At 65.2% G+C, this 25,936-nt stretch carries 26 protein-coding genes; 10 read left to right on the forward strand and 16 right to left on the reverse strand.

Going from position 1 to position 25,936, the window contains the following annotated elements; translation table 11 throughout:
• Positions 1-28: 28 nt before the first annotated feature.
• Positions 29-943, forward strand: a complete 915-nt coding sequence (locus NK8_RS21420) for a LysR family transcriptional regulator (protein ID WP_213229557.1) — start codon at positions 29-31, stop codon at positions 941-943.
• A gap of 9 nt (positions 944-952) precedes the next feature.
• Here the strand turns inward: NK8_RS21420 and NK8_RS21425 are convergent, their stop codons facing one another.
• Complete coding sequence (locus NK8_RS21425) at positions 953-1,837, reverse strand: MarR family winged helix-turn-helix transcriptional regulator (RefSeq protein WP_213229560.1); 885 nt, start codon at positions 1,835-1,837, stop codon at positions 953-955.
• Positions 1,838-1,869: 32 nt separating this feature from the next.
• A complete protein-coding gene (locus tag NK8_RS21430; RefSeq protein WP_213229562.1) occupies positions 1,870-2,883 on the reverse strand; it encodes an AraC family transcriptional regulator in 1,014 nt (337 codons plus the stop codon).
• A 178-nt stretch (positions 2,884-3,061) separates the two neighbouring features.
• Between NK8_RS21430 and NK8_RS21435 the strand changes: the two genes are divergently transcribed.
• Positions 3,062-3,913, forward strand: coding sequence for a class I SAM-dependent methyltransferase (locus NK8_RS21435; protein ID WP_213229564.1), 852 nt, complete (start codon positions 3,062-3,064; stop codon positions 3,911-3,913).
• A gap of 40 nt (positions 3,914-3,953) precedes the next feature.
• Here NK8_RS21435 and NK8_RS21440 read toward each other — a convergent pair whose 3' ends face one another.
• The 4 genes from NK8_RS21440 to NK8_RS21455 form a co-directional block, all read right to left on the reverse strand.
• Positions 3,954-5,000: a Gfo/Idh/MocA family protein gene (locus tag NK8_RS21440; protein WP_213229566.1), complete on the reverse strand. Its 1,047-nt coding sequence runs from the start codon at positions 4,998-5,000 to the stop codon at positions 3,954-3,956.
• 62 nt (positions 5,001-5,062) lie between these two features.
• Positions 5,063-5,284: a hypothetical protein gene (locus NK8_RS21445; RefSeq protein WP_225936300.1), complete on the reverse strand. Its 222-nt coding sequence runs from the start codon at positions 5,282-5,284 to the stop codon at positions 5,063-5,065.
• Positions 5,285-5,362: 78 nt separating this feature from the next.
• Positions 5,363-6,742 (reverse strand): ATP-binding protein, encoded by a 1,380-nt coding sequence (locus NK8_RS21450; RefSeq protein WP_213229568.1) that lies wholly within the window; start codon positions 6,740-6,742, stop codon positions 5,363-5,365.
• A complete protein-coding gene (locus tag NK8_RS21455) occupies positions 6,739-7,401 on the reverse strand; it encodes a response regulator (protein ID WP_061175082.1) in 663 nt (220 codons plus the stop codon). The genes NK8_RS21450 and NK8_RS21455 overlap by 4 nt, the downstream gene beginning before the upstream one ends.
• A 200-nt stretch (positions 7,402-7,601) precedes the next feature.
• On the opposite strand from NK8_RS21455, the gene NK8_RS21460 reads away from it, so the two are divergent.
• From NK8_RS21460 to NK8_RS21480, 5 genes are all read left to right on the forward strand, one after another.
• Entirely contained in the window at positions 7,602-7,991 is a 390-nt protein-coding gene (locus NK8_RS21460) for a hypothetical protein (RefSeq protein WP_213229570.1), read from the forward strand.
• Positions 7,992-8,230: 239 nt separating this feature from the next.
• Positions 8,231-9,433 carry a bacteriohopanetetrol glucosamine biosynthesis glycosyltransferase HpnI gene (gene hpnI / locus NK8_RS21465; protein ID WP_213230486.1) on the forward strand — a complete coding sequence of 401 codons (1,203 nt, stop codon included), beginning with the start codon at positions 8,231-8,233 and terminating at the stop codon, positions 9,431-9,433.
• A 22-nt stretch (positions 9,434-9,455) separates the two neighbouring features.
• Positions 9,456-9,611 carry a hypothetical protein gene (locus tag NK8_RS21470; RefSeq protein WP_213230487.1) on the forward strand — a complete coding sequence of 52 codons (156 nt, stop codon included), beginning with the start codon at positions 9,456-9,458 and terminating at the stop codon, positions 9,609-9,611.
• Positions 9,612-9,615: 4 nt separating this feature from the next.
• Positions 9,616-10,449: a hopanoid biosynthesis-associated protein HpnK gene (gene hpnK, locus NK8_RS21475; RefSeq protein ID WP_213229572.1), complete on the forward strand. Its 834-nt coding sequence runs from the start codon at positions 9,616-9,618 to the stop codon at positions 10,447-10,449.
• 98 nt (positions 10,450-10,547) lie between these two features.
• Entirely contained in the window at positions 10,548-11,522 is a 975-nt protein-coding gene (locus NK8_RS21480; protein WP_213229574.1) for a helix-turn-helix domain-containing GNAT family N-acetyltransferase, read from the forward strand.
• 4 nt (positions 11,523-11,526) lie between these two features.
• On the opposite strand, the gene NK8_RS21485 is transcribed toward NK8_RS21480, so the two are convergent.
• The 4 genes from NK8_RS21485 to NK8_RS21500 form a co-directional block, all read right to left on the reverse strand.
• Positions 11,527-12,447, reverse strand: coding sequence for a dihydrodipicolinate synthase family protein (locus NK8_RS21485; RefSeq protein WP_213229576.1), 921 nt, complete (start codon positions 12,445-12,447; stop codon positions 11,527-11,529).
• Between the two features lie 13 nt (positions 12,448-12,460).
• On the reverse strand, positions 12,461-14,173 hold the full coding sequence (locus NK8_RS21490; RefSeq protein ID WP_213229578.1) for an IlvD/Edd family dehydratase: 1,713 nt from the start codon (positions 14,171-14,173) through the stop codon (positions 12,461-12,463).
• Between the two features lie 143 nt (positions 14,174-14,316).
• Entirely contained in the window at positions 14,317-15,633 is a 1,317-nt protein-coding gene (locus tag NK8_RS21495; RefSeq protein WP_162068168.1) for an MFS transporter, read from the reverse strand.
• 25 nt (positions 15,634-15,658) lie between these two features.
• A complete protein-coding gene (locus NK8_RS21500; protein WP_213229580.1) occupies positions 15,659-16,840 on the reverse strand; it encodes a M20 aminoacylase family protein in 1,182 nt (393 codons plus the stop codon).
• 134 nt (positions 16,841-16,974) lie between these two features.
• On the opposite strand from NK8_RS21500, the gene NK8_RS21505 reads away from it, so the two are divergent.
• The gene (locus NK8_RS21505; protein WP_162068313.1) at positions 16,975-17,868 is read left to right on the forward strand and encodes a LysR substrate-binding domain-containing protein; all 894 of its coding nucleotides are present in this window, start codon (positions 16,975-16,977) and stop codon (positions 17,866-17,868) included.
• 22 nt (positions 17,869-17,890) lie between these two features.
• On the opposite strand, the gene NK8_RS21510 is transcribed toward NK8_RS21505, so the two are convergent.
• The 4 genes from NK8_RS21510 to NK8_RS21525 are packed head-to-tail and all read right to left on the reverse strand — an operon-like array spanning position 17,891 to position 21,983.
• On the reverse strand, positions 17,891-19,276 hold the full coding sequence (locus NK8_RS21510) for a tripartite tricarboxylate transporter permease (RefSeq protein ID WP_162068170.1): 1,386 nt from the start codon (positions 19,274-19,276) through the stop codon (positions 17,891-17,893).
• A complete protein-coding gene (locus tag NK8_RS21515) occupies positions 19,276-19,746 on the reverse strand; it encodes a hypothetical protein (RefSeq protein WP_213229582.1) in 471 nt (156 codons plus the stop codon). Before NK8_RS21515 ends, NK8_RS21510 begins: the two co-directional genes overlap by 1 nt.
• 22 nt (positions 19,747-19,768) lie before the next feature.
• Positions 19,769-20,707 carry a hydroxymethylglutaryl-CoA lyase gene (locus NK8_RS21520; RefSeq protein ID WP_213229584.1) on the reverse strand — a complete coding sequence of 313 codons (939 nt, stop codon included), beginning with the start codon at positions 20,705-20,707 and terminating at the stop codon, positions 19,769-19,771.
• Complete coding sequence (locus NK8_RS21525; RefSeq protein WP_213229585.1) at positions 20,700-21,983, reverse strand: hydroxymethylglutaryl-CoA reductase, degradative; 1,284 nt, start codon at positions 21,981-21,983, stop codon at positions 20,700-20,702. The genes NK8_RS21520 and NK8_RS21525 overlap by 8 nt, the downstream gene beginning before the upstream one ends.
• A gap of 174 nt (positions 21,984-22,157) precedes the next feature.
• On the opposite strand from NK8_RS21525, the gene NK8_RS21530 reads away from it, so the two are divergent.
• Positions 22,158-23,531 (forward strand): PLP-dependent aminotransferase family protein, encoded by a 1,374-nt coding sequence (locus NK8_RS21530; protein WP_162068174.1) that lies wholly within the window; start codon positions 22,158-22,160, stop codon positions 23,529-23,531.
• 15 nt (positions 23,532-23,546) lie between these two features.
• On the opposite strand, the gene NK8_RS21535 is transcribed toward NK8_RS21530, so the two are convergent.
• Positions 23,547-23,987: a hypothetical protein gene (locus NK8_RS21535; protein WP_225936301.1), complete on the reverse strand. Its 441-nt coding sequence runs from the start codon at positions 23,985-23,987 to the stop codon at positions 23,547-23,549.
• A 260-nt stretch (positions 23,988-24,247) separates the two neighbouring features.
• On the opposite strand from NK8_RS21535, the gene NK8_RS21540 reads away from it, so the two are divergent.
• The gene (locus tag NK8_RS21540) at positions 24,248-24,955 is read left to right on the forward strand and encodes a YceI family protein (protein ID WP_225936302.1); all 708 of its coding nucleotides are present in this window, start codon (positions 24,248-24,250) and stop codon (positions 24,953-24,955) included.
• Here the strand turns inward: NK8_RS21540 and tdh are convergent.
• Positions 24,880-25,917, reverse strand: coding sequence for an L-threonine 3-dehydrogenase (tdh, locus tag NK8_RS21545; RefSeq protein ID WP_213229589.1), 1,038 nt, complete (start codon positions 25,915-25,917; stop codon positions 24,880-24,882). The two genes, NK8_RS21540 and tdh, sit on opposite strands and share 76 nt — an antisense overlap.
• Between the last annotated feature and the right edge of the window lie 19 nt (positions 25,918-25,936).

Here is a 25,936-nt window from a genome sequence, read left to right on the forward strand (position 1 = left end):
CCATCTCATCGATGACACGGAGGCATGAATGGCGGGCTTCAACGAGCGCACCCTCAACGGCATCGGCGTGTTCGCCGCGATCGTCGATGCGGGCACGTTCGCCGCGGCGGGCGAGCGGCTCGGCATGTCGCAACCGGGCGTGAGCCGTGCGATCGCGCGCCTCGAAGCGCGTCTGAAGATACGTCTGTTCGACCGCACAACACGCAGCGTCTCCCTCACCGACGAAGGCCGGCGTTTCTTCGCGCACGTGATGCCGCATCTCGCGGGGCTGGAGGAAGCGGCGGCCACGGCATCGGAAGGCGCCACGGCCGTGCGCGGGCGCCTGCGCGTGAATGTCGATCCGATCTTCTCGCGGCTGCTGCTCGGCCCGAAGCTCGATGCCTTCCTGAAGGCGCATCCGGAACTGCAACTGGAACTCATCACGAGCGACCGCCTCGGCGACATGATCGCCGACGGCTTCGATCTCGCCATCCGCTTCGGCGCGCCGCGCGAATCAAGCCTAATCGCGCGCAAGCTGCTCGATACGCCGGTTCGCACCGTCGCCGCGCCGTCGTATCTCAAACGTTGCGGCAAGCCCGCGACGCCGCAAGCGCTCGCCGACGACGCGCACACCTGCATCGAGTTTCGCGACCCCGAAACGGGGCGGCCGTTCGTCTGGGAGTTTCATCGCAAGAGAAAGCGCATCACCGTGGAGACGCGCGGCCGTCTCACGCTCAACGATCCCGGCACGATGCTGAGCACCCTGCTCTCGGGCTATGGCATCGCGCAGATTCTCGCGCTCGGTCACGAACACCTGCTCGCCGATGGCAAGCTGATCGACCTTTTCCCCGACTGGCCCGACGAGCGCTTTCCGCTCTACGCGTTCTATCCATCGCGGCATCATCCGCCGGCGAAGACGCGCGCGTTTCTCGATCTCGTCATCGCGCTGACGGGACAGCGCTGACGAATCACGTCAGCGCAATGTTTTTTCGAACCAGTGATCCGCGTAAGGCTCGGCGCTGAACGCGTCGACTTCCACATACCCCGATTGCCGATACAGCCTGATCGCCTCATTGAGCGTCCGGTTCGTTTCGAGGCGCACAACCTTCGCGCCGCGCTCGCTCGCGTGCCGTTCGGCCTCGCCGAGCAAGCGCCGCCCGAGCCCCAGTCCGCGCGCGTCCGCGCTCACCCACATTCGTTTCAATTCGGCTGGGCCCGTGCCGTGAAACTTGAGCGCGACGCAGCCGATCGCCGCGCCGCGCAGCCTCGCCACGATCAGCGCGCCGTGCGGCGCGGTCAGTTCGCGCGCATCGGCGGACAGGCTGAGCGACGGATCGAAGCCCGCATCGAAGCGCGCGTTCAGCTCCGCGAAGTATTGATCGATGCACCAACGCGCATCGACGCTCGTCGGATCTTCTATCGCGAAGCGCACCAGCGACGGCTGAAGCAGCCGCTCGACTTCGGCCATCGCCGCGATCAGCCTTTGGCGCTGCGCGTCGTTCAGCGGCGCGAGCATGCCGCCGGCGACCGCATCCGATAGCCGTTCCAGTTCATCGCGTTCGGCGCGGCCTGTTTCGGTCAGACTGGCGCGGCGCACCCTGCGGTCATCGGGACGCGACTCGACCGCGACAAGCCCTTGCCGCTCCAGCGCCGCGAGCGTGCGGCTCAGATAGCCCGAGTCGAGACCGAGACGCTCGCGCAGCACGCGAAGATCGACGCCCTGCGCGCCGATCTCCCAGAGAAGCCGCGACTCGCCCATCGGACGGCCGCGCCCGAGAAAGTGGTCGTTGAACGCGCCGATGCCATCGGCAACGGTGCGATTGAAGCTGCGAATCTGGCTGATGTCGGTCGGGTTCATATCTCTGACTCTAGTCAGAGACTCATCCAGCGTCAACCTGAATGCGTCACCGCTTCCACGCGCGTCTTCTCGCGCCGCCACGTCGCGGGCGGCTTGCCGACGAGACGTTTGAATGCGCGGATAAACGCCGCCTCGGATGCGTAACCGACGTCCTGCGCCACGGCCGCGATCGTCGCATTCGTATTACGCAAGAGGCCCGCCGCGACCTGCATGCGCCAGTTGACGAGATACTGCATCGGCGGCAGTCCGATCATGTCGACGAAACGCTCATGCAGCGCCGAACGCGAGAGACCCACGCGCTCGCCGAGTTCTTCCACGGTCCATTCGTGCGCGGGCGCGTCGTGCATCACGGCGAGCGCGCGGCCGACGAAACGATCGCGCAGGCCAGCAAGCCAGCCGCGGCTTTCCTCGGGCAGCACGTCGACATAACGGCGCACCGCATCGACGAACATCATTTCGCTCATGCGCTCGAGCATCGCTTCGCCTCCCGGGCGCTTATGGCGCGATTCGACCACGGCCTGCTGCATGAAGTGATTGATCCAGCCATGACCACCGCTTTCCTTCAGATGAAGGAGCCGCGGCAAGGTGGCGATCAGCGGATTGAACGGCCGCAGATCGCAGCCGAGAAAGCCGCACACGAGCATCGTTTCATAGATGTCGCCGGGGGACGGATTGTTGCCCGCTTCGACCGCGTCGAAGGTCAGTGCGAAGGGCAACTGATCGATCTTCGTCGACAGCGCCGCGACGTCCACGTCCGCGCGAATGCCCGGCGCGCTCGAAATCACGTGCGCGTCGCCGTGCGGAAACACGATGATGTCGCCGCTCGCGAGCCGCACGGGCGCTTCGCCGTCGATCGCGCCCCAGCAGCTCCCGTGCGTCACGACGTGATACTCCATGACGTGCTCGCATTCCGGCATGACGATGGCTGCGATATCGCACGCGGCGGGCGCTGCCGCCGCCCAGTTGCGATTGCCGCTCACGTGAAAGAAGAGCGCGCCGCGCAGGCGCACCGTGCGCAGCACGTCGGAAAGGATGTCATGGCTCATGTCGGCTCCCGTCGATCGAAAGCATCGCGACGCCGAAACGAATGGGCTGCGAGAAGCGGACGATCGGGCAATTCGCGGCGACTCGCGGACAGGCGTCGAAAGGATGGTAACGGGATACTGCAGGTGCCCGCCATCAGGGCGATGCTCGACCCCTCATCTGGAATCTGGAGACGGAACCATGCATGCGTTGAATACATCCGCGATTTGCGACGAGCCGAACACCGCACGACCCGACTTCGCCGCGATCAAGACCCGGCAGCAAGCCACCTGGGCCAGCGGAGACTTTGCCGTGATCGGCACGACTTTGCAGATCGTCGGCGAGACGCTCGCCGAATCGATCGACCTGCGCGCGGGCGAACGCGTGCTCGACATCGCCGCCGGCAACGGCAACGCGACGCTCGCCGCCGCGCGACGCTTCGCGCACGTCACCTCGACCGACTACGTGCCCGCGCTGCTGGAAAAGGGCCGCGCACGCGCGCAGGCCGAAGGACTCGCCGTCGATTTCAAAGTGGCCGATGCGGAAGACCTGCCCTTCGACGACGGCAGTTTCGACGTCGTGCTGTCCACCTTCGGCGCGATGTTCACGCCCGATCACGCGCGCCCGGCAGGCGAGATGTTGCGCGTGGCGAAGAGCGGCGGGCGCATCGGCATGGCGAACTGGACGCCCGAGGGTTTCATCGGCCAGCTTTTCAAGATCATCGGCGCTTACGTGCCGCCCCCCGCGGGGCTGCAATCGCCTGCGCTATGGGGTACCGAGCCGCATCTCGTGGCGCTGTTCGGCGCTCAGGCCGCCGACATTCGTTGCGTGCGCAGGCACTTCAACATGCGTTATGAATCGGCCGCGCACTGGATTCAGGTGTTCCGCGATTTTTACGGCCCGGTGCATCGCGCGTTCGCGACGCTCGATTCCGCGAAACAGGCCGATCTCGAACGCGATATCGCCGGTTTGCTGGAGCGCTGCAATGTGGGAGGAACGTCGTCGCTGGTGGTGCCGAGCGAGTATATGGAAGTGGTGATCGTCAAGCGTTGATGCTTCACGCGCCCGCGCGGCGCGTGAAGCGTTTGCTGCATCAGAGCGTGACGGGCGCTTCGCGACGCGCGCTGTCGATGATCGCCGCGAGCGTCGCCGCGTTGTCCAGACTCACCTGCGCGTAGTACTCGATCGCGGCGGCGTCGCCCGTCGCGATCATGCGCGCGAAGCTTTCCGCGGTGAACAGAAAGCCGCTGCCAGGCTCCGACGCGACCGGTTCGAACGGCACCGAATTCGGAATGCCGCGCCGCACGCGCAACTGGCTCGGCAGATAGCCGTACTGATCGCCGGCCGGCTGCGCGCTCGTGTGATTCAGGTACTCGGTGTCGATGGTGCCCTGCGTGCCGATGATCGTCGCGTACCGATGATTGGCCGCGTCCATCGAGCACGAGACTTGCGCGCGGCGGCCATCGGCATAGATGAGCGTCGCCATGAGGCTGATGTCGACACGGCTGTCGGCCCAGGTCGCGACCGCATCGACGCGTTGCGGCGCGCAACCCATCACGAGGCGAATCAGGCTCAGCGGATAGCTGCCCGCATCGAGCAGCGCGCCGCCGCCGAGTTCGGGCTTCATGCGGATGTTCGCGCCGGGATTGCCCACGGTGAAGCCGAAGCTCGCCTGAATGGCGCGCACGTCGCCGATCGCGCCTTCGCCGATCAGCGTCATCATCGCGGCGGTTTGCGGCTGGAAGTAATACGGAAACGCTTCGAGCAGCATCACGCCGTTGCGATCGGCGGCTTCGAACATGCGCGCGGCCTCGTCGCGATCGAGCGCGAGCGGCTTTTCGCAGAGGATGTGCTTGCCCTGATCCGCTGCCTTGATCGCCCATTCGGCATGCAGGCTGTTGGGCAACGGAAGATAGATGGCGTCGATGTCCGGGCTCGCGAGCAGCGCGTCGTAGCTGCCGAACCAGCGTTCGATGCCGTTTGCGTCGGCGAAGGCTTTCGCGCTTTCCTCGCTGCGACTGCCGACTGCGTCGACACGCACGGTCTGGCTCGGCTTGACGTCACGCGTGAATTGTCGCGCGATGTTTGCGCCGCCGAGAATGCCGAGGCGCAGGACGGAGGATGCTTGAGTGGAAGACATGGCGGATTCCTCGAATTTGTACCAGTTAGTTCATCACGAAAAGGTACCACATCCGCGCTGTTTCAGTGCGCGCAGGTATCGGGACGAACTTTCGTGCCGCGCCGGTCCGCCGGCACATGGCAATTGTCCACGCGCTGCTCGTCGCTCGCCTTGTCGCCGAGGCGCTCCTTGAGGGTTTTGGGTTCGGATGTCTCACGCGCGGTCGAGGCAGGCGCGGCTGCGTCCGTCGCATGCGTGGCGCCGATCCACGCGAGACATGCGCACAGAAGCACGAACTTCTTCATGATAGGCCCGTCATGAGGATGAAACAGCAAGCTTCGGCGCGCAAGACGCGCGCCACGCCCCGCTTCTTGCGCTTTCATTCAGGCATGCATTCCGCCGAGGGTATCTTTCGCGCGCACCGTCGCCGCGACCGCGCGCAACCCGTGCACCGCAACGACAAGTCCGCTGACGCCGATGCGATTTCTGACCTCGAGCGTCGCATGATGCCGCTGCGCGATGCGCAACGCGATCGCGAGTCCAAGCCCGCTGCCATGCCCAGTCGTGCCGGCGCAGCGATAAAACCGGTCACACACACGATCGATCTCGCTTTCCGGAATGCCGGTTCCGGAATCGAGCACAGTCAGCGAAATGCCTTCCGTATCCCGCCGCAGCATCACATCGACACGCCCGCCATGCGGCGTATGACGGATCGCGTTATCGAGCAGGTTGTTGACGAGCACGGCAAGCGCGTGCGTATCGCCCATGATGGTGAACGCATCGTGATCATCCAGCGCCTGTTCGAGTTCGAGCCCGAGGTCGATCGACCGGGCTTCCGCCAGCAACGAAAAATCGCCCACGCGCACCTCGCACAGCGTGCGCAGGCTCATCGGCAAGATGGCCGCTTCGCGCGCGGCATCTTCCCGCGCCATGCTGAGCAGTTGTTGCGCGAGATGGATGAGGCGATTCAGGCGGCCGTCGATCTTGGCGAGCGTCGCGGCATCGACCTGCAGCGAACCATCGCCGGTTGCGCCCTGGATCTGCAATTTCAGCGCAGTGAGCGGCGTGCGCAGTTCATGCGCCGCGTCCGCGACGAACGTGCGCTGCGCCTGCGACGCCTCGTTCAGACGCGCAAGCAGATCGTTCAACGCGTCGACGAGCGGTCGCAGTTCATCCGGCATCGGCCTTTCGAACGCGATGGGTTCGAGCGATTCCGGCGAGCGCGCCGCGAGCGACTGCGACAGCCCGCGCACCGGCGCAAGCCCGCGCGCCACGACGACGAGCACGATCACGACGAGCGCCGGAATGAGCAGCGCGAGCGGCCAGATCGCACGCAGCGCGAGCGTGATGGCGAGATCGTCGCGAATGGAATACGGCTGCGACACCTGCACGAAGCGGTCCGGCTGCGCGACGCCGAACGCGCGCCAGAGAATGCCTTCGCGCGCGGCGGAATGGAAACCTTCGCCGAAACGCGGCAACGCAGGCTCGCGCGGCGAGTGATAGATAAGGCGCCCCGAACGGTCCCATATGTCGATGACGAGCCGGTCGTCCGCGATGCCGTGCAGTTCGGGATTGCGCCCCTGCGCGACGTCTTCGGCGCCGATGTTGTGCGGTAGCGAGAGCGCGACGGTGCGCAGTTCGTAATCGAAGAGTTCGCCCGCCTCCAGCCGCGCAGTGCTGAATATGCCGATGCCCGCGATCAGACACGCGAGGCCCAGCCCGCAGATCAGCCATCCGAGCAGCCATCGGCGAATCGATGTCATCCGATTCTCTTCAGCCGGTAACCGACGCCGCGCACCGTCACGATCTCTTCCGCGCCGATCTTGCGCCGCAAGCTGTGGATGTGCACTTCGATCGCGTTGCTGCCCACTTCCTCGCCCCAGCCGTACAGCTTCTCTTCAAGCTCCGAGCGGCGGAATACGCGCGACGGCTCTTCGATCAGCGCCTGCAGCAACGCGAACTCGCGCGGCACGAGATTGAGCGCCACGCCGCCTTTGGCGGCTTCGTGCGCGGCGGGATCGAGCGTCAGTTCGCCGTGCGAATACACCGGATGCTTCTGCCCCGTGCGCCGTCTCAGGAGCGCGCGCACGCGGGCAGCGAGTTCGTCGAGATCGAAGGGCTTCATCAGATAGTCGTCGGCGCCGGCATCGAGGCCGCGGATGCGATCGTCGACGGCGTCGCGCGCGGTCAGGATCATCACGGGGGCATCGCCGCCGTTGCTGCGATAGGCGGCGAGCACGTCGAGCCCATCGCGCCGGGGCAAGGTCAGATCGAGCAGCACGAGGTCGTACACGCCGTTGTCGAGTGAAAGCTCCGCGGCCCGGCCGTCCTGCGCCCAGTCGACCGTGTAGCTCGCACGGCGCAACGCGGCGAGCACGGTTTCCGCGATCATCTCGTCGTCCTCCACCAGTAACAGCCGCATGCGTTTTCTCCAGGCGCGAACACGTCGCAGCCGATTGTCCGGCCTGCATGCTTAAGCGCCACTTAAGCTTTGCGCGCCGCCGCACAGTGTGCCCCCGTTATCGGCGCGGCGCGCGTTTGGCTTAAGCATCGCATAAGGTTCGTCCGCTCACTATACCGTCGAGCGCGCCGATTCGCGGCCGTGCGGCCTCGGAGATGCAGATGCGATCGTCCACTCTCGTTTGCCTGCGTGCGAATGCGGTGCTGATCGCCTTGTGCATCGCCGCGTCGGATGCGGCGTGGCTCACGGTCTGCGGCTGCTCCGGCCATGTGCATGCGCTCGAAAGCACTGCGGTGCGCCTCGCGACCCTCGTGAGCGCGATGGGCATCGTGCTCGTCGTGCGGCGCATCGCGAAGCTCGCATTCGACGCTGCCCGCATGGCGCATCGCATCGGATGGAGCGCGCACGAACTCGTGATCGACGGAACCTCTTCACGCGACTGGCTGGTGCAGCTTCATGTCGAACTTCATCCCGCCGGCTCCCGGCTGAGCGCCGCGCAAGACTGTCCGCGCGCGGCGGCATCCTGCAGAGTGCCACGCGGACGGGCGTGACCTCGGAAACGCGCCCGCTCCCCTTCACCCGGCCTCCGCGCCGGGTTTTTTTTCGGCCACGGCCATTGCAAGGCGTGACGATACACATGCCTTTCATCGGCATTTCAATGTGCATTCGTTCGCTTATCTAAGCATCTCTTAAGGTTCGCGAAGGCAGGCTTCGGGTTCCCGACACGCATTCGAATCACTGTGGAGATTCTCATGCCGTGGTTCATCTGCCGCATCCGGACGCGACGATCATGACGGCGCATCCGGTTTCGTTGTTCGAATGGCTCGTCATCGCGCTGTGCTGTGCCGCGACGTGCCACGCGACGCTCGCCGCGCTGGTTTTTCCCGGCTTGCGCGGCACGGCCCGCAAGCGGCAGCGCGGCGACGCGTCCGCTTCCGTCAGCGTGCTCAAGCCACTGTGCGGCATCGAGCCGCGCCTTTACTCCAACCTCGAAACCTTCTGCACGCAGACGCATCCGTCATATCAACTGCTGTTCGGCGTGGCGAGCGCGTCCGATCCCGCGGCGGGCGTCGTCCAGCGGCTCGCGCGCGCCTTTCCGAAGCGCGACATCCAACTCGTGATCGACGGCACCGCGCACGGCAGCAACCGCAAAGTCGGCAACCTGATCAATCTCGCCGCGCGCGCGAAGCACGATCTCATCGTGATCGCGGACAGCGACATCGCCGTCGAGCCCGACTATCTCGTGCGCGTGACCGCGCCGCTCGCCGATGCGGACGTCGGCGTCGTCACGTGCCTGTATCGCGCGCGGCGCGTGGGCGGCTTCTGGTCGCGCATCGGCGGGCTTTTCATCGACGAATGGTTCGCGCCTTCCGTGCACGTGGCCAACGTGCTCGGTCAGAGGCGCTTCGGCTTCGGTGCGACGCTCGCGGTGAGGCGCGACACGCTCGTGAGAAGCGGCGGCTTCGAAGCCGTGCGCGACTGTCTCGCGGACGATTACTGGCTCGCGGAGCGCGTCCGCGCGCTCGGCTTGCGCACCGAACTGTCCGACGTGGTCGTCGCAACCGATGTGATCGAGCGCGATCTCGCCTCGCTGTGGCACCGCGAAACACGCTGGCTGCGCACGATCCGCTCGCTCAACCCGCTCGGCTTCGCGTGCCTGTGCGTCACGTTCACCACGCCCTGGCTTCTGACCAGCGCCCTGCTCGGGCTCGGCTACGAGCACGGCACCGAGATCACGCAGGGCATCGCGGATACCGTCGTCGATCTGAGCACGTCGCTCGGCCTTTCCGCGCGGCTCTTGCTGCACAGACGCGGCGCGCGCTCGTGGCGCGCGTTCTGGCGCGACCTTCCGCTCATTGCGTTGCGCGATCTGCTGATGTGGCTGCAATGGCTCGCCGCGCTGTTTGGATCGAGCGTCGTATGGCGCGGCGTGCGCATGCCGCTCGACGACGCACGCGAGCACTACGACGCCAACGCCTCCGACAGTCAATGACGCATTCACCGGACTTCGCACCATGAAGCACACGCTCTTTCTCCAGGCGCCCTCTTCCGACGGCTCCGCGACGCTCGGGGAGCTCGTGCGCGAGATGCTCACGAGCTGGGACATGATGACGCGACGCCTGCGCGACGGCGTCGAGTTCTTCCTCGTCCTGCGCGCGCACGACGCGTGACGCGGTGCGCGGAGTCATCGTCACCGCCGACGACTTCGGGCTGCACGAACGCGTGAACCACGCGGTCGCGCGCGCGCATCGCGAGGGCGTGCTCACCTGCGCAAGCCTGATGGTCGGCGCACGCGCCGCTTACGAGGCCGTCAAGATCGCACGCGAGCTGCCGGCGCTGCGCGTGGGCTTGCACCTCGTGCTGACCGATGGCGCCGCGTCGCTGCCGCACTGGTCGATACCGGATCTCGTCGATGCGCGCGGCGCTTTCGCAGGCTCGATGTTCGAGAACGCCGTGCGCTTCTTCTTTCGGTCGGACGTGCGGCGGCAGCTCGCGGTCGAAATTTACGCGCAATTCAATGCCTTCGCGGCAACCGGCCTCGAACTCGATCACGTCAACGTGCACAAGCATTTTCATCTGCATCCGACGATTCTGGCGCTGATCCTCGAAATCGGGCCGCAGTTCGGCATGCGCGCGATGCGTCTGCCACGCGAGACGCCCGGCTCGATCTTTCTCGGCCCCTGGATCGCGTTGATGAAAAAGCGCCTCGACGACGCCGGCATCTTCCATAACGACCGGGTCGCGGGGATCGCCGCGACGGGTCACATGGATGAAGCCGCGTTACTCGCCGTGCTCGCGAAAGCGCCCGCAGGCGTGCTCGAAATCTACAGCCATCCCGCGACGCAAGGCGGCCCGCTGACGCCATCGATGCGCGACTATCGCCATGCCGATGAACTGGCTGCCTTGTGCTCGCCGCGCGTCGCGCGCGCGATCGAATCGACCGGCGCGATGCACGGCGGCTTCGCGGACGTGTTCGGGTACGCGCGCACGCCGGAGCCGGCCACGTAAAGGTGAGCACTTCCGGGAGCGCGATTTCGCTTGCAAAAGTTGCGATACGCAACTAGATTGAGCGCATATGGTTGCGCTTCGCAACCGACGGAGCCGCCATGGACGTCATCGACACACCCGTTCAATCCCGCGATAAAACCATCCTCGAACTGCGCGAATTCTCACGCAAGCTCGTACGCGAACTGGGCTTCATGCGCAACACGCTCGCGGACAGCGGCCTCGCGCCGTCGGCGGTGCACGCGATCATCGAGATCGGCGCGACGCCCGGCATCCAGGCGCGCGACATCGCCACGATCCTGCGGCTCGACAAATCGAACGCGAGCCGGCAGATCGCGCGGCTCGAAGCGACCGGCCTCGTCAGGCGCGAAACATCGGGCGAGGACGCGCGTTCCTCCGAGCTTTATCTGACGCCCGCCGGACAGAGACTGCGCAGAAAGATCGACAAGTTCGCGACCGATCAGGTGTCCGACGCGCTGCGCCGCATGGTTCCGGAAGATCAGCAGGCGCTCGTGCGCTCGCTCGCGCTCTACGCCGATGCGCTCGCGCGCGATCACGCGAGCGGGACGCCGCACGCCGCGCATACGGAAAGCGCGCGCATCGTCGAGGGATATCGGCCGGGGTGCATCGGCGATGTGGCGGGGCTGCACGCGCGCTTTTACGCGCATCATGCGGGCTTCGGCGTGTACTTCGAGCGCAAGGTCGCGACGGAACTGGCCGCGTTCGCCGAAGCCTTGCCCGCAAAAGGCAAGGCGCTGTGGCTCGTGATGGAAGGCGAGCGCACGCTCGGCTCGCTTGCGATCGACGGCGATCTCGCCACGCGCGTCGCGCATCTGCGCTGGTTCATCGTCGACGATGCATTGCGTGGCAGCGGCATGGGCCGGCAACTGATGTCGCGCGCGATGGACTTCGTCGACGCGCACTACGACGAGACCTATCTATGGACCTTCAAGAGTCTCGACGCCGCGCGCCACGTGTACGAGTCCTTCGGCTTCGCATTGGCCGACGAAGCCGAAGGCACGCAATGGGGCACATCGGTGATCGAGCAACGTTTTACGCGCCGACGCCCGCGTTGATGCTTCATCGGCGCACGACGCGCGATGTCGGACCGAGCCGTTGCGCGAAACGCCGCGCGCATTCGATGCCGAACTGCGTGGGCCGCGCGCCGCGATCGTGCAGCACGTCGAAGCCCATGCGCCACGCCGCGATCCGCTTGCCGTAACAGGTGAGCGTTTCCAGGGACTGCATCACGAAGACGATTTCCGGCAGCGTCTGCGTGTAGAGCGCTTCGGCTTCGTGCTCGCGTCCTTCGACGAAGGCGTCGTGAATGGCGACCTGTCGATCGAACGCATCCGGCGCGACGATCAGCCCATCGCAGCCCGCGCGCAGGTTATCGACGAGTTCCTGGCCGCCGCGTCCGTTGAATACCGCGAGCGTCTGGTCGAGCGCGCGCAGGCGTTCGATGGTCGCGCGGATCGTCACGGCCGGACCTTCGCCTTTCAGCAGGCGAAAGTTGGACCGCTCGGCGGCGAGCGCCGCGATCGATTCCGCCGACAAGCCCACGCCCAGATATTCCGGCGCGTTCTGGATGCCTGCATTCGCGCCGGTCCGTTCGAGCACCGATGAGAAGAACTCGTAGTAGAACGACTCGGGCTCGTTGCGCATCGATGGCGGTTGAAGGATCAGCCACGACGCGCCGCGTTCGAGCGCGTAGCTGGCGAGCGCGACCTGGCGCTCGACGCTGTCGCCGCTGATCGTGACCGCGAGCGGCACACGGCCGGCGATATGCGCGGCGCAATCGTCGATCATGGTGCGCTTTTCATCGTCGGACAGGCGGTTCACTTCGGTCGCGAGGCCGAGCGTGACGATGGCGGGCGCGCCCGCCGCGATGGTCGTGTCGATCTGCTTGCGCGTGGCCTCGCGGTCGATGCGGTTCAGCGCGTCGAAATACGCATAGAGCACCGGCCACATGCCGGACGGCGGCGTTTGATGATTCGGCATCGATCGTCTCCGCTCAATGAGAATCGCGCGGCACGGGCGCGCCGCTCGACCCGACGAGGAAGTCCAGGTCCGCGCCCTGATCCGCCTGCAACACATGCTCCACGTACAAGCGGTAATAACCGCGCTTCGGCAGCTCGGGCGCTTGCCATGCGGCGCGCCGCCTGGCCAGTTCGTCGTCGGAGACTTCGAGATTGAGACGCCGCGCCTCGACATCCAGCTCGATCATGTCGCCCGTCTGCACGAGCGCGAGGGGACCGCCCGCCGCCGCTTCCGGCGAGACGTGCAGCACCACCGCGCCATAGGCGGTGCCGCTCATGCGGCCATCGGAGATGCGGACCATGTCGGTGATGCCTTTTTGCAGCACCTTCTTCGGCAGCGGCATGTTGCCGACTTCCGCGAAACCCGGATAGCCCTTCGGCCCCGCGCCCTTCAGCACCATGATGCAGTGCTCGTCGATATCGAGCGAATCGTCGTCGACCTTCGCGTGCAGTTCCTCGACGTTCTCGAACACGACCGCGCGCCCGCGATGCTTCAGCAAGGATTGGGTCGCCGCCGATGGCTTGATGACCGCGCCGTTCGGCGCGAGATTGCCCTTCAGCACCGCGATGCCCGCGTGCGGCTTGAACGGCTGCTCGAATCGCGTGATGACCTTTTCGTCGTAGTTCGGCGCGTCGCTGACGTTGTCCCACAGCGTGCGGCCATTCACCGTGAGCGCATCGCGATGCAGCAGGCCTTGCTCGCCGAGCTGACGCAACACCGCAGGCAGGCCGCCCGCGTGATAGAAGTCTTCCATCAGGTACTCGCCCGATGGCTGGAGGTTCACGAGACACGGCACGTTCGAGCCGAGCTCCCAGTCTTCGAGCGTCAATTCCACGCCGATCCGCTTCGCCAGCGCGATCAGATGCACGACCGCGTTCGTCGATCCGCCGATGGCCGCGTTCGTGCGGATCGCGTTCTCGAAGGCCTCGCGCGTGAGGATCTTGTCCATCGTGAGATCCTCTTTGACCATCTCGACGATGCGCCGACCCGCCACATGCGCGAGCACCTGACGGCGCGCATCGACGGCGGGAATCGCGGCGTTGTGCGGCAGGCCGATGCCGAGCGATTCGACCATCGAGGCCATCGTGGAAGCGGTGCCCATCGTCATGCAATGGCCGCGCGAGCGGTTCATGCACGATTCGGCTTCGACGAATTCTTCCTGCGTCATCGTGCCCGCGCGCACTTCCTCCGACATCTGCCACACGCCCGTGCCCGAGCCGATGGTGCCGCCGCGAAACCGGCCATTGAGCATCGGCCCGCCCGACACGGCGAGCGCGGGCAGATTGCACGACGCCGCGCCCATCAGCAGCGCGGGCGTGGTCTTGTCGCAGCCGACGAGCAGAATCACGCCATCGATAGGATTGCCGCGAATCGACTCTTCGACGTCCATCGACGCGAGATTGCGGAACAGCATCGCCGTGGGGCGCAGATTGGATTCGCCGAGCGACATCACCGGGAATTCGAGCGGCAGGCCGCCCGCCTCGCGCACGCCGCGCTTCACGTACTCGGCGAGCTCGCGAAAATGCGCGTTGCAGGGCGTGAGCTCCGACCACGTATTGCAGATGCCGATGACCGGCCTGCCGTCGAACTGATCGTGAGGAATACCCTGGTTTTTCATCCACGAGCGATGGATGAAGGCGTCTTTGCCAGTACCGCCGAACCAGCTTTGCGAGCGTAGCTTGCGCATTGAATGTCCCCTTTTATCGCGCGTTCTTCATAGTGTGGGATCCAGTAAAAAAGGCCGCGCGGGCGGCCTTTTTCAAAACCCGGATACGTCGAGTTATACACCTCGTCACGCATCCGGCGCGCGTCCAGCGCAAGATTTGACGATCAGTCGAGCGCCTCCTGCGAACGTTCGCGCATGCACGCCACCGCGATCACCGAAAGCACGCCGCAACCGATCACGTACCACGCGGGCGCCATCACGCTCTTCGTGATGATGATGAGCGAGGTCACGAAGAATTGCGCGAAACCGCCGAAGATCGCGACGCCCAGGCTATAGACGATCGCCGCGCCCGTCGCGCGCACGGAACGGGGGAACAGCTCGCCGAGCATCGCGCCGGTCGGACCGACATTGAGCGAATGCACGATCGAGAGCGCCGTGACGACCGCGAGCAGCGTGCCCGTGGTCGGCGACTGGTTCAGCAGCGCGAAGGCCGGCCAGATCGCGAGCATGAGCAGGATGCGCGTCGTCTGCATGAGCCGGTTGCGGCCGATGCGATCGGACAGATAGCCGCCGATCGGCGCGACGATGAACAGGATCGCGCCCGACACGCAGCCCGAGAGCATCGACGTCCAGCCCGGCAGGCCGAGCGTCTTCACGCCGTAGATCGACAGATAGAAGACGATGATGAAATGCGCCGACGTACCGCCGATCGTGACGCCGAGGCCGTTGAGCACCGCGCGGCCATGTTCGCGCAGCACCGTGAAAAGCGGAATCTTCGGCGCTTTCGGCGCGGCCGCGACGCTTTCGCGCGGCGCTTCTTCCATGGTGCGGCGCAGCCACCAGCCGACCGGCACGATCGCGGTGCCGATGATGAAAGGCACGCGCCAGCCCCAGCTTTCCAGTTGCGCCGTGCTCAGCGACGCCGTCAGTGCGACGCCCGTCAACGCGCCCGCGAGCGCCGAGAGACCCTGGCTCGCGAACTGCCACGACGCATAGAAGCCGCGCCGGTTCGACGGCGCCTGTTCGAGCAGGAGCGTGGTCGACGCGCCCACTTCGCCGCCCGCCGAGAAGCCCTGAATCAGCCGCGCGATCACGAGGATGACCGGCGCGGCGATGCCGGCCTGCGCGAAGGTCGGCGCGACCGCGATCATCGCGGTGCCGAGCGCCATCAGGCCGAGCGTGAGCAGCATCGCCTTCTTGCGGCCGGCGCGGTCGGCGTACATGCCGATCAGCAGGCCGCCGACTGGCCGCGTGAAGAAGCCGACGCCGAAGCTCGCGACCGCGAGCAGCAACTGGCCGACCGGATCGTGCACCGGAAAGAACAGCTTGCCGATGATGAGCGCGAAGAACGCATAGACCGTGAAGTCGTAGAACTCGAGCGCGTTGCCGACGGCCGCCGCCATGACGAGCCGCGTGCGCGCTGCGCGGCTCCTGGGCGTCGATGCATTCGCCGGCGCGCTGGCGAGGGTGGGTGCGTTCATGATGTGCTCCGGAGGGATCATTCGATCAGTCGGCGAGCCAGGCTTCGGCCAGGCGCACCCAGTAGCTCGCGCCGATCGCGAGGATGTCGTCGTTGAAGTCGTAACCGGGGTTGTGAACCATGCAGCCGCCCTTCGAGCCGATGCCGTTGCCGATCCACGCATACGTGCCCGGACAGGCTTCCAGCATGAACGCGAAGTCCTCGCTGCCCATCAGCGGCCGCGCGGCGGGCTCCACGCGTTGCGCACCGAGCATCTTCGTCGCGACTTCGGTGGCGAAAGCGGTGGGTTCGGCGTGATTCACGAGCACCGGATAGCCGAGTTCGTAATCGATCTCCGCCGTGCAGCCGTAGGCGAGCGCCTGCGCATTCACGAGCGCGGTGATGCGCTCCTGCAGCAGCGTGCGAACGCCCGCGTCGAGCGCGCGCACCGAGAGCTTCATCAGCGCGGTTTCCGGAATCACGTTGCAGGCGTCGCCCGCCTGCACGCTGCCGACGGTGACGACCGCGGGCTTTTGCGCATCCACCTCACGTGCGACGATGCTGTTCAACCCGAGCATGATCGATGCGACCGCGGGCATCGGATCGCGCGCGACGTGCGGCATCGCGCCATGCCCGCCGACACCGCGCACGGTGATGTTCACGCGGTCCGACGACGCCATGCCCGGACCCGGCGTGAAGAACATGTCGCCCGCGGGCAAACCCGGCATGTTGTGCAGGCCGAACACGGCATCGCACGGGAATTGCTCGAACAGGCCGTCCTCGATCATCGCGCGCGCGCCCGCCTCGCCTTCCTCGGCGGGCTGGAAGATCACGATCAGCGTGCCGGAAAACTGGCGGCTTTCGGCGAGATAACGCGCGGCGCAGAGCAGCATGGCGGTGTGGCCGTCGTGGCCGCATGCGTGCATGGTGCGCGCGTGCTGGCTGGCGTACGGCAGGCCCGTCGTTTCCTCGATCGGCAATGCGTCCATGTCGGCGCGCAGGCCGATGCGCTTGCCGCCCTCGCCTTCCGTCAACACGCCGACGACGCCCGTCCTGCCGAGACCGCGATGCACTTCGTAGCCCCATTGCGCGAGCGATCGGGCGACGAGATCGCTGGTCTGCGTTTCTTCATACGCAAGCTCCGGATGCGCGTGAATGCGCCGCCGCACGTCGACGAATTCCGACGCGATGGCGGCAATACCGGGAATGACGGGCTCGACTGACAGCATGGGGACGACTCCTTGTTCAATGCGGATTCAACGTGTCCCAAGCATATAAAGCCGAAAAGCAAACCAAAAGACGGTAAATTCAATGCGTGATGACTATTGGTTGTCGGTGCTAACCCTAGGATGTCGCCATGAGCATGAAATACCACCAGTTGCGCGCGTTCCTGACGACCGCCGAGCAAGGCAGCATCCGCGCGGCCGCGCGCAGTCTGCATCTGTCGCAGGCGGCGCTGACGAAGGCCATCAAGGAACTGGAGCAGGATCTCGGCGTGCCGCTCGTGCTGCGGACCGCGCGCGGCGTGCAACTGACCGCGTTCGGGCAGCAACTGCGCGTGCGCGCGCATCTGATCGTGAGCGAGATGCGCCGCGCCGAAGACGACATCGCGCAGATGAAAGGCGCTGGCGCGGGCAGCGTGAGCGCGGCCGTCACGCCGACCGCCGCGCTGTCGATCCTGCCGCAGGCGTATCGCGCGTTCCGGCGGCAGATGCCGAATGCGCGCGTGAGTTTCATCGAAGGCTTTCCGGGCGTCGCGATGCCGCGTTTGCGCGACGGTTCGCTCGACTTCGTCGTCGCGGTGGTGGTGCCCGAGCATCTCGCGCCGGAGTTCGATCACATCGAGTTGTATGAAAGCCGCTCGGCGATCGTCGGGCGTGCTGATCATCCGTTGCGGCATTGCACGTCGCTGGCGGAATTGTCGGAGGCGGAGTGGCTGTTGAATCCGTCGCCGGAAAGCTCGACGCAGGCGCTGCTCGATTCATATGCCGAGCGCGGCCTGATGGTGCCCAAACGCGTGATCGAGTGTCCGAGCTTCATCATCGCGCATGGGCTGTTGCGCGGATCGGATGCGCTGGCCGCGCTGCCCTCCGCGTTGCTCGAACATCAATGGGTCGGCGAGGGACTCGCTATTTTTCCGATCGCCGATCCGTTGCCGGCGGTGTCGGTCAGAGTCGTGACGCGGCGGGACAGTCCGTTGACGCCCGCCGCCACGTTGTTGCTGGAATGTCTGCAACACGCGGCGCGTTCGCAGTGAAGCGAGCGCGCCGCGTGGTGCTTCATGCGCCGAATAGTTTCGTGAGAGCAGGCACGCTCAGCACCGCCGTGTAATACCCCATGAACTGCACGCCGGTATTGAAGCCGAAGTTGCGCGACAGCAAGCCGCCGAGCAGGCCCACGCTCAGGATCACCAGCAGACCGAGCAACTGCCCTTCCCACACGCTGATGACGACGATCAGGCCGACAAACGTCGCGATGATCGCTTCGTGACTCAGCTTTCTCGCGACGAACGACGCCGCCCGATGCGCGTAGTTCATCGACAGCGGATACGCGACGAGCGCCGCCAGCACGACCGCGAGCAGACCGAAGCCGAGGAACTGCCAGGTCGTCATCATCGTGTGCAGGTTGTTGATGTGGCCCGTGGCCGTATCGACGAAAAAGCGCGGCGGTGCGTTGAAAAGCGGTGCGGCAGGCCCCGCCGCGACCGGGCTCAGCGGCAGGCCGAACGCGATCAGCGGAATCAGCGCCTCGGCGATGTACGTCGCTTCGGTCACGCCGTTGCGCGCGGAGATCACCGTCGTCAGCCGGTGATACGCGTGCTTCACGCGCGAGCCGACGAGCTCGCCGAGCACGACCGTCATCGCGACGGGACTGAACACGAAGGTCGCGCTCGATACGGCGGCCGTCGCCGCGACCCAGCCGCGTTGCTGGCCGTCGAGCACTTTCAGCGGATTCGGAAAGTAGCCGCTCCAGCCCTTCACGTCCGGCGCGAGCGAGAAGGTGCGTACGCGTTCGCGGCGCATGCGGGCGCGGTCGGCGGGCGAAAGAATCGAGAACAGATCGGCGATGAGCGGCCCGATCGCGATGCCGAGGAAATAGCTCACGGACAGCTTCACGCCGTACTTGCCCGTCAGCGCCTGCAAGCCGACGATTACCAGCACGAACGGCACGAGCAGCAACACCGAGGCCCAGCGTCCCGACGAAAAGAACGCGATCGCGACCGATGCTGCGAGAAACACCCACGGGGCGGCCTTCGTGATGACCGGACCGAACGGCGCGAGCAGCACGGCGAACAACACCGCGAGCGGCACGGCGACGAACGCCGCGACGATCGCGCCCGAGATCATCTTGCGCAGCGCGATGTGCGGCACGCCGAGATTGCGCAGCATCGTCGCTTGCTGGAGCAACGGCGTGGCCAGCGTGTCGCCGGGAATGCCGAGCAAGGCGGTGGGAATCGCGTGCGTCATGTGCTTCGACACCGCGCCCGCCATGAAGAACGAAAACACGCCGACGGGCGGCACGCCGAGCAACACGACGAGCAGCGTGAGCGGCGCGAGCGTGGTGGTTTCATCGGTGCCGGAGATGAGGCCGATGCCCGAGAACACGATCGCGCCGATCAGCCCCATACCGAGCGCGACGAGCAGTTGAGTGACGAACGGTTCCATCAGCGTGCTCCTTCGCGTTTTTCATAGTCGGCGAAAAGCTCGTACAGGCCGAGCTCCTTCATTTCCGCGACCACGGCCGGCGGCAGGTCCGCGACGCGCCCGAGACCGCCCGCTTCGCTCGCGAGCTGCCTGAGCACTTCCTCGCGGCCCGCTGCGCCGTGCGCTTCCTCGATCACTTCGCGCTTCGGCCTGAAGAGCTTCGCGCAGACCGCGCCCGCGAGCAGGCATCCGCCGAGGCCGACGAGCATCGCGTAGGCGCGGGCCATCGCGGCGTCGGGCACGTACACGGCGAGCACGCGATTGGCGATCGCGAACGCGCCGTAACTGATCGCGATGCCGAGCACGACCGACCACGCGAGATGCCGCGTATCGACCGTATCGCCCCAGATTTCGACGAGCCGATAGTCCGCCCGCTCCGCGCTCTGCGATGGCGCATGTCCGCGCTCATGCGCGGCGAGTTGCTGTTCCATGTCTCCTCCTTCGATGGAGTTTCTAGTTGCACTGCTGCTCTTGCCGTCGGCGTCGGGCTTCCAGCGCCCGCGCCGCGCGCGATGAGGTCTCGCGTTTCAATGCAGCCGAAATGAACGCGCCCGCTTGCGCCAGCCGGTTCAGATCGATGCCCGTTTCGATGCCCATGCCGTCGCACAGATAGACGATGTCCTCCGTCGCGACATTGCCCGTGGCGCCCGGGGAATACGGACATCCGCCGATGCCCGACACCGAGCTGTCGAATACCGCGACGCCGCGTTGCAAGGCCGCATGCACGTTCGCCGCGGCCATGCCCCACGTGTCGTGAAAATGGCCGGCCAGCGCTGCGACGGGCATGTGTTCGATGCACGCATCGAGCATCGCCTGCGTCTTCGATGGCGTGCCGGCACCGATGGTATCGCCGAGACTGATCTCGTAGCAGCCCATGTCGAAGAGCTTGCTTGCGACGCGCGCGACGGCCTGCGGCCCGATCTCGCCTTCGAACGGACAGCCGAGCACGCACGATACGTAACCGCGCACGCGCAGGTTCGCCTCGCGCGCGGCGGCGATCACCGGCGCGAAGCGCGCGATGCTTTCATCGATCGAGCAGTTGATGTTTTTCTGCGAGAACGATTCGGACGCCGCCGCAAAGACGGCGATTTCATCGACGCGCGATGCGAGCGCCGCTTCGAGCCCTTTCATGTTCGGCACGAGCGCGGCGAGCGTCGTGTGCGTGGCGCGCGCTTTCGCCGCGACGCGTTCGAGCACGTGCGCGCCATCGGCCATTTGCGGCACCCATTTCGGCGACACGAACGACGCCGCTTCGACATAGCGCACACCCGCATCGATCAAGCGTTCGATGAGTTCCGCCTTCACGTCGGCGGACACCTGCGACGGCTCGTTCTGCAAGCCATCGCGCGGCCCGACTTCGACGATGCGCACGCGCGTGGGCATCTCACTCATCGCGCGATCCTTGCAGAAGCGTCATGCCGTAGTCGACACTCACGTTGCGCGCGGCGACCATCTTCTTCACGACCCAGTCGATGTCCGCGCCGCTTGCGCCCGCCGCCAGCGCGATATTGCGCGCGTGCAGCGCCATGTGGCCGCGCTGGATACCTTCGGTCGAGAGCGCGCGCAATGCGCCCATGTTCTGCGCAAGACCGACCGCGACCGCGATCTCGCCGAGTTCCTGCGCCGAACTCACGTTCATGATCTTCAACGCGAGCCGCGCGAGCGGATGCGTCTTGGTCGCCCCGCCGACAAGACCGACCGGCATCGGCATTTCGATCGTGCCGACGAGGTCACCGTTGTTCGCCACTTCCCACGTCGTCAGCGACGTATAGCGTCCGCCGCGGCTCGCGTACGCATGCGCGCCCGCTTCGACCGCGCGCCAGTCGTTGCCGGTCGCGACGATCACCGGATCGATGCCGTTCATGATGCCCTTGTTGTGCGTCGCGGCGCGGTACGGATCGATCGCGGCGAAGAGGTACGCATCGACGACGCCGGCGATCACGTCCTCGCCCGCGTATTCCTTCGATTGCAGCGTCGCGGCGCTGTAGCGCACTTGCGCGCGCGCGAGGCGCAGATCGGCGAGATTCGACAGGATGCGCAGGCGCACCTTGCCGCCCGTGATCTCCTCGATGCGGCCCGCGACCGTTTCGGCCATCGTGTTGACGGTGTTCGCGCCCATCGCGTCGCGCACGTCGACGATCAGATGCGCGACGATCATCGCGCCGCGCGGCGTGTCCGGAAACACATGTACTTCGATGTCGCGGCAGCCGCCGCCCAGACCGATCAAGACCTTGTCGCGCGCGTTGGCCATCTCGATCAGTTCGTCGCGATGCTTCAGGATCGCGAGCCGCGCGCCATACGGGTCCGACACGCCGACCACCTGAACCTGCGCGCGCATCAGCGGCCCCGTGCTCGACGTGCGAAAGCCGCCCGCCTCGCGCGCGAGCTTCGCCATGTACGACGCCGCCGCGACGATCGACGGCTCTTCCACCGCCATCGGCACCAGCACGTCGCGCCCGTTGATCTGGAAGTAGCCGGCCACTGCCATCGGCAATTCGAAGGTGCCGACCACGTTCTCGATCATGCCGTTCGCGGTATCGAGCGGCAGCGCGCCGGGTCTTGCGAGCAGCGCGTGCTCGGCGTCGTCGAGACCGGCGGCCTGCGCGATGTGACTGAGGCGCTGCGCGGGCGATAGCGCGCGGAAATTCGGCAACTTCGAATCGATCATGTGTCTTCCTCTGACTGGCTGTGTGTTTCCGACTGTCTGCTCGCGGCGCTTGCAGCGACGCATCGGCTGGGCCAATAATAGGCTGGCTGTACCCATTGCAAAGGTACAATTTCGGCAAACAGTGAGCGCACTGTACCTAATACGGCCGGGTCACTTTCAGAACGGATCAACACGATGCGGCATGAGAAGCCGAGCCTGTCGGCGACACTCGCGAACAATCTCGCCAGACAGATCACCGAAGGTGTCCTGCGCGCGGGAGACAAACTCCCGTCGATCAGGGAATACGCTGAGGCCAATGGATGCTCGAAGAACACCGTCATCAGCGCGTTCGACACGCTGACGGCGAACGGTCTCATCGAGCCTCGGCGCGGCGCGGGCTTTTACGTCGCGAGCGTGGTGAAGCCTCAACCACACGACGAAGACGCGCCCACGCTCGATCGCGCAATGGATTCCGTGTGGCTCATGCGCGAACAGTTGCAGAGCAAGCCGGACTTTCTCAATCTCGGCGAAGGCTTTCCGCCGGTCGCATGGCTCGAAGAAACGCGGCTCGATCACTTCCATCAGCGCGTGGTGCGAACGGGTGTCGCGTCGCTGTTTCGCTATGGCAGCCGTTTCGGCTATCTGCCTTTACGTCAGCATTTGCAGCAGAAGCTCGCCGGCTACGAGATCGAAGCCGCGCCGCAGCAGATCGTCCTCACGCACGGCGCGAATCAGGCGATGGACATGGTCGTGCGTTACTTCGTGCGCGCAGGCGACACCGTGCTCGTCGACGATCCGGGTTATTACGCGCTGTTCGGCAAGCTCAAGCTGTCGGGCGCGAATATCGTCGGCGTGCCGCGCGGTGTCGACGGGCCGGATATCGCCGCGCTCGAAGAATGCCTGAAGACGCATCGGCCACGGCTCTTTTTCACGCAGTCGGTCGGACACAATCCGACCGCGACGGACATCAGCGCGGCAAAGGCGCATCGCATCCTGCAACTTGCGGAGGCGCACGATCTGATCGTGGTCGAGAACGACGCCCTCGCCGATCTCAAGCCGCGCTCGGCCACGCGCATCAGCGCGCTTGATCAGTTGCGTCGCACGATTTATATCGGCAGCTTTTCTAAGTCGGTGTCAGCTGCGCTGCGCGTGGGCTTTCTCGCCTGCGATGCCGATCTCGCCAGCGATCTCGCCGACGTGAAGATGCTCACGCATGTGAGCAGCAGTGAGTATTGCGAGCGCACGCTCGATGCGATCGTGAGCGATGGTCATTTCCTGCGCCACACGAATCGCTTGCAGGACCGCCTCAAGCGTGCGACGGCGACGGGCGTCGAAGCGCTGACGCGTCTGAACGCGACCATCTTCAAGGTCAGCGACCAGAGTCTTTATCTATGGGCGCGTTTGCCGGGGCGCGACGATTCCATCGCGTTCGCGAAAGAGATGCTGGACAAGCATGTGATTCTCGCGCCGGGGACGATCTTCGCGGCGCATGCGAACAGCGTGTCGCCGTGGTGCCGCTTCAATGTTGCTTATTTGAATGATCCGAGATTCGAAAGGGCGTTGGGGTGATTTGATTCGGAATACCTAGAATTTCACCCTGAGCATGAAGCCGAGCGTGAACGGCAGATCGCTCGAAGGAATCGGCGGAATCAGGATGATGTTCGCGCCTACGCGCTTGTATTCGAGCATGATGAGCGGCGCGGCCACGGGTCCGACCGTATGGTTATGCCCGATGCCGTAACTGCCGTAGTCGTAACCCGAGATCAGGCCGGCCATCACGGCGAGCCTGATGTAATGCCAGTGAAGGAAGTCCGGCCCCCAGACGCCGCCGCCATAGAACGACGGTTTCGACAGCGAATTGCGAAAGTAGCCGCCCGTCACTGCCCATTGCGGCGCGACCCAGCATTCCACGCCGATGCCGGGATTGAACTGCTCGAAATCCTTGTCCGGGTGAAAGTGATGCGAGGCGACCATCGCGTCGAGCCACAGACCGTCGCCGCACCAGCTCGCATGTGCGGCAGGCATCCAGGCCGACGCGGCCAGCGCAGCCGCCGTCAATAAACGTGCGCGGAAAGTTCGGAAACGGGACAGCCATGTGCACATATGTTCTCGGTCAACGCGCGTGCGCGATGACGCCTTTTTTTGAGATGGTGGTCGAGGCGAACTCTACCTGATCGCGCCATTTTCGTGTGTGCTGACGAAAAGCGCGTGACGACTCGCGCACGCTTTTGCGTTCTCGGCGAAACTTGTCGAAGTTTCTCTTTTCGGAATTGAGGCAAAGCGCGATGAAGTTTTATAAGCGTGTCGTTTCGTTTCTGGCTGCTGCCGCGCTGACGGCTTGCACGCCGCTACAAGTGGTCACGCATCGCGTGTCGTCGAACGAGGCGAGCGTGCCGCCGGGGCACTATCAGCTCGATCCGCATCACTGGAACGTGTCGTTCGACGTCGATCATTTCCGCTATTCGCGCTTCGTGATCCGATTCGACAAGACAACGGCGCAGCTCGACTGGAATGCGGACGGCATGTCCGGAAGCTCGGTGCGCGCGACCATCGATGCGTCTAGCGTCAATACCAATGTGCCGTTGCTCGATCGTATGCTGAAAGGGCCGGATATGTTCGATGTGGCGCGCTATCCGGACATCGTCTTCGCCAGTACGGCTTTCCAGCGCACCGAAGACGACAAGGGCGTGTTGACGGGCGATCTGACGATACGCGGGACGACTAAGCCAGTCACGCTCAACGTGACTTTCAACGGCCACGCGGTCAACCCGCTGACAAAGCAGGAAACGCTGGGCTTTTCAGCCGACGGACATTTCAGCCGCGCGCAGTTCGGATTGACGACGTGGTATCCGGCCGTCGGCGACGATGTGCACGTCGCCATTCAGGCCGAATTTTCGAAAGCGCCAGCGGACGCCGCTCAGGCTGCGACCGCAGTCCAGTCGAGGATGACCTTGCCGCTATCGCCCGAGAGCATCGTGTCGAATGCGCGCTGATAGTCGTCGACGGGAAAGGTGTGCGTCAGGATCGGCGACAGGTCCAGGCCGCTTTGCAGCATCGCGACCATCTTGTACCAGGTCTCGAACATCTCGCGTCCGTAGATGCCTTTGATTTCGAGCCCCTTGAAAATCACCTGATTCCAGTCGATCGCCGTTTGCGCCGGCGGTATGCCGAGCAGCGCGACCTTGCCGCCGTGATTCATCGATTCGAGCATCGCCGTGAACGCGCTCGGCACGCCGGACATTTCCAGACCGACGTCGAAGCCCTCGGTCATGCCGAGTTCGCTCATTACGTCGCGAAGATCTTCGTTCGCCACGTTGACCGCGCGCGTCGCGCCCATCTTGCGCGCGAGTTCGAGCCGGTAGTCGTTCACGTCGGTGATGACGACATTGCGCGCGCCGACATGCCGCGCGATCGCCGCGGCCATCACGCCGATAGGACCCGCGCCGGTGATCAGCACATCCTCGCCGACGAGGTTGAACGAGAGCGCGGTGTGCGTCGCGTTGCCGAAAGGATCGAAGATCGCGGCGAGGTCATCGGAGATATCGGCCGGAATCTTGAACGCGTTGAAGGCGGGAATCACGAGATATTCGGCGAACGCACCCTCGCGGTTCACGCCGACGCCCACCGTGTTGCGGCACAGATGGCGACGGCCCGCGCGACAGTTGCGACAGAACCCGCAGGTGATATGGCCTTCGCCGGACACACGATCGCCGATGGCGAAGCCGCGCACTTCCTGCCCCATCTCCATGATCTCGCCGACGTACTCATGACCGACATGCATCGGCACGGGAATCGTCTTCTGCGCCCATTCGTCCCATTTCCAGATGTGGATGTCGGTGCCGCAGATCGCAGTCTTGCGGATTCGGATAAGGACGTCATTATGGCCGACTTCGGGCCGCTTCACGCGCGTCAACGTGAGACCGGGTGCGCGTTCGAGTTTGGCGAGGGCTTTCATTGCGTTTGATCCTGACGTT

It is taken from the genome of Caballeronia sp. NK8 (genome assembly GCF_018408855.1).
Taxonomy (GTDB): domain Bacteria; phylum Pseudomonadota; class Gammaproteobacteria; order Burkholderiales; family Burkholderiaceae; genus Caballeronia.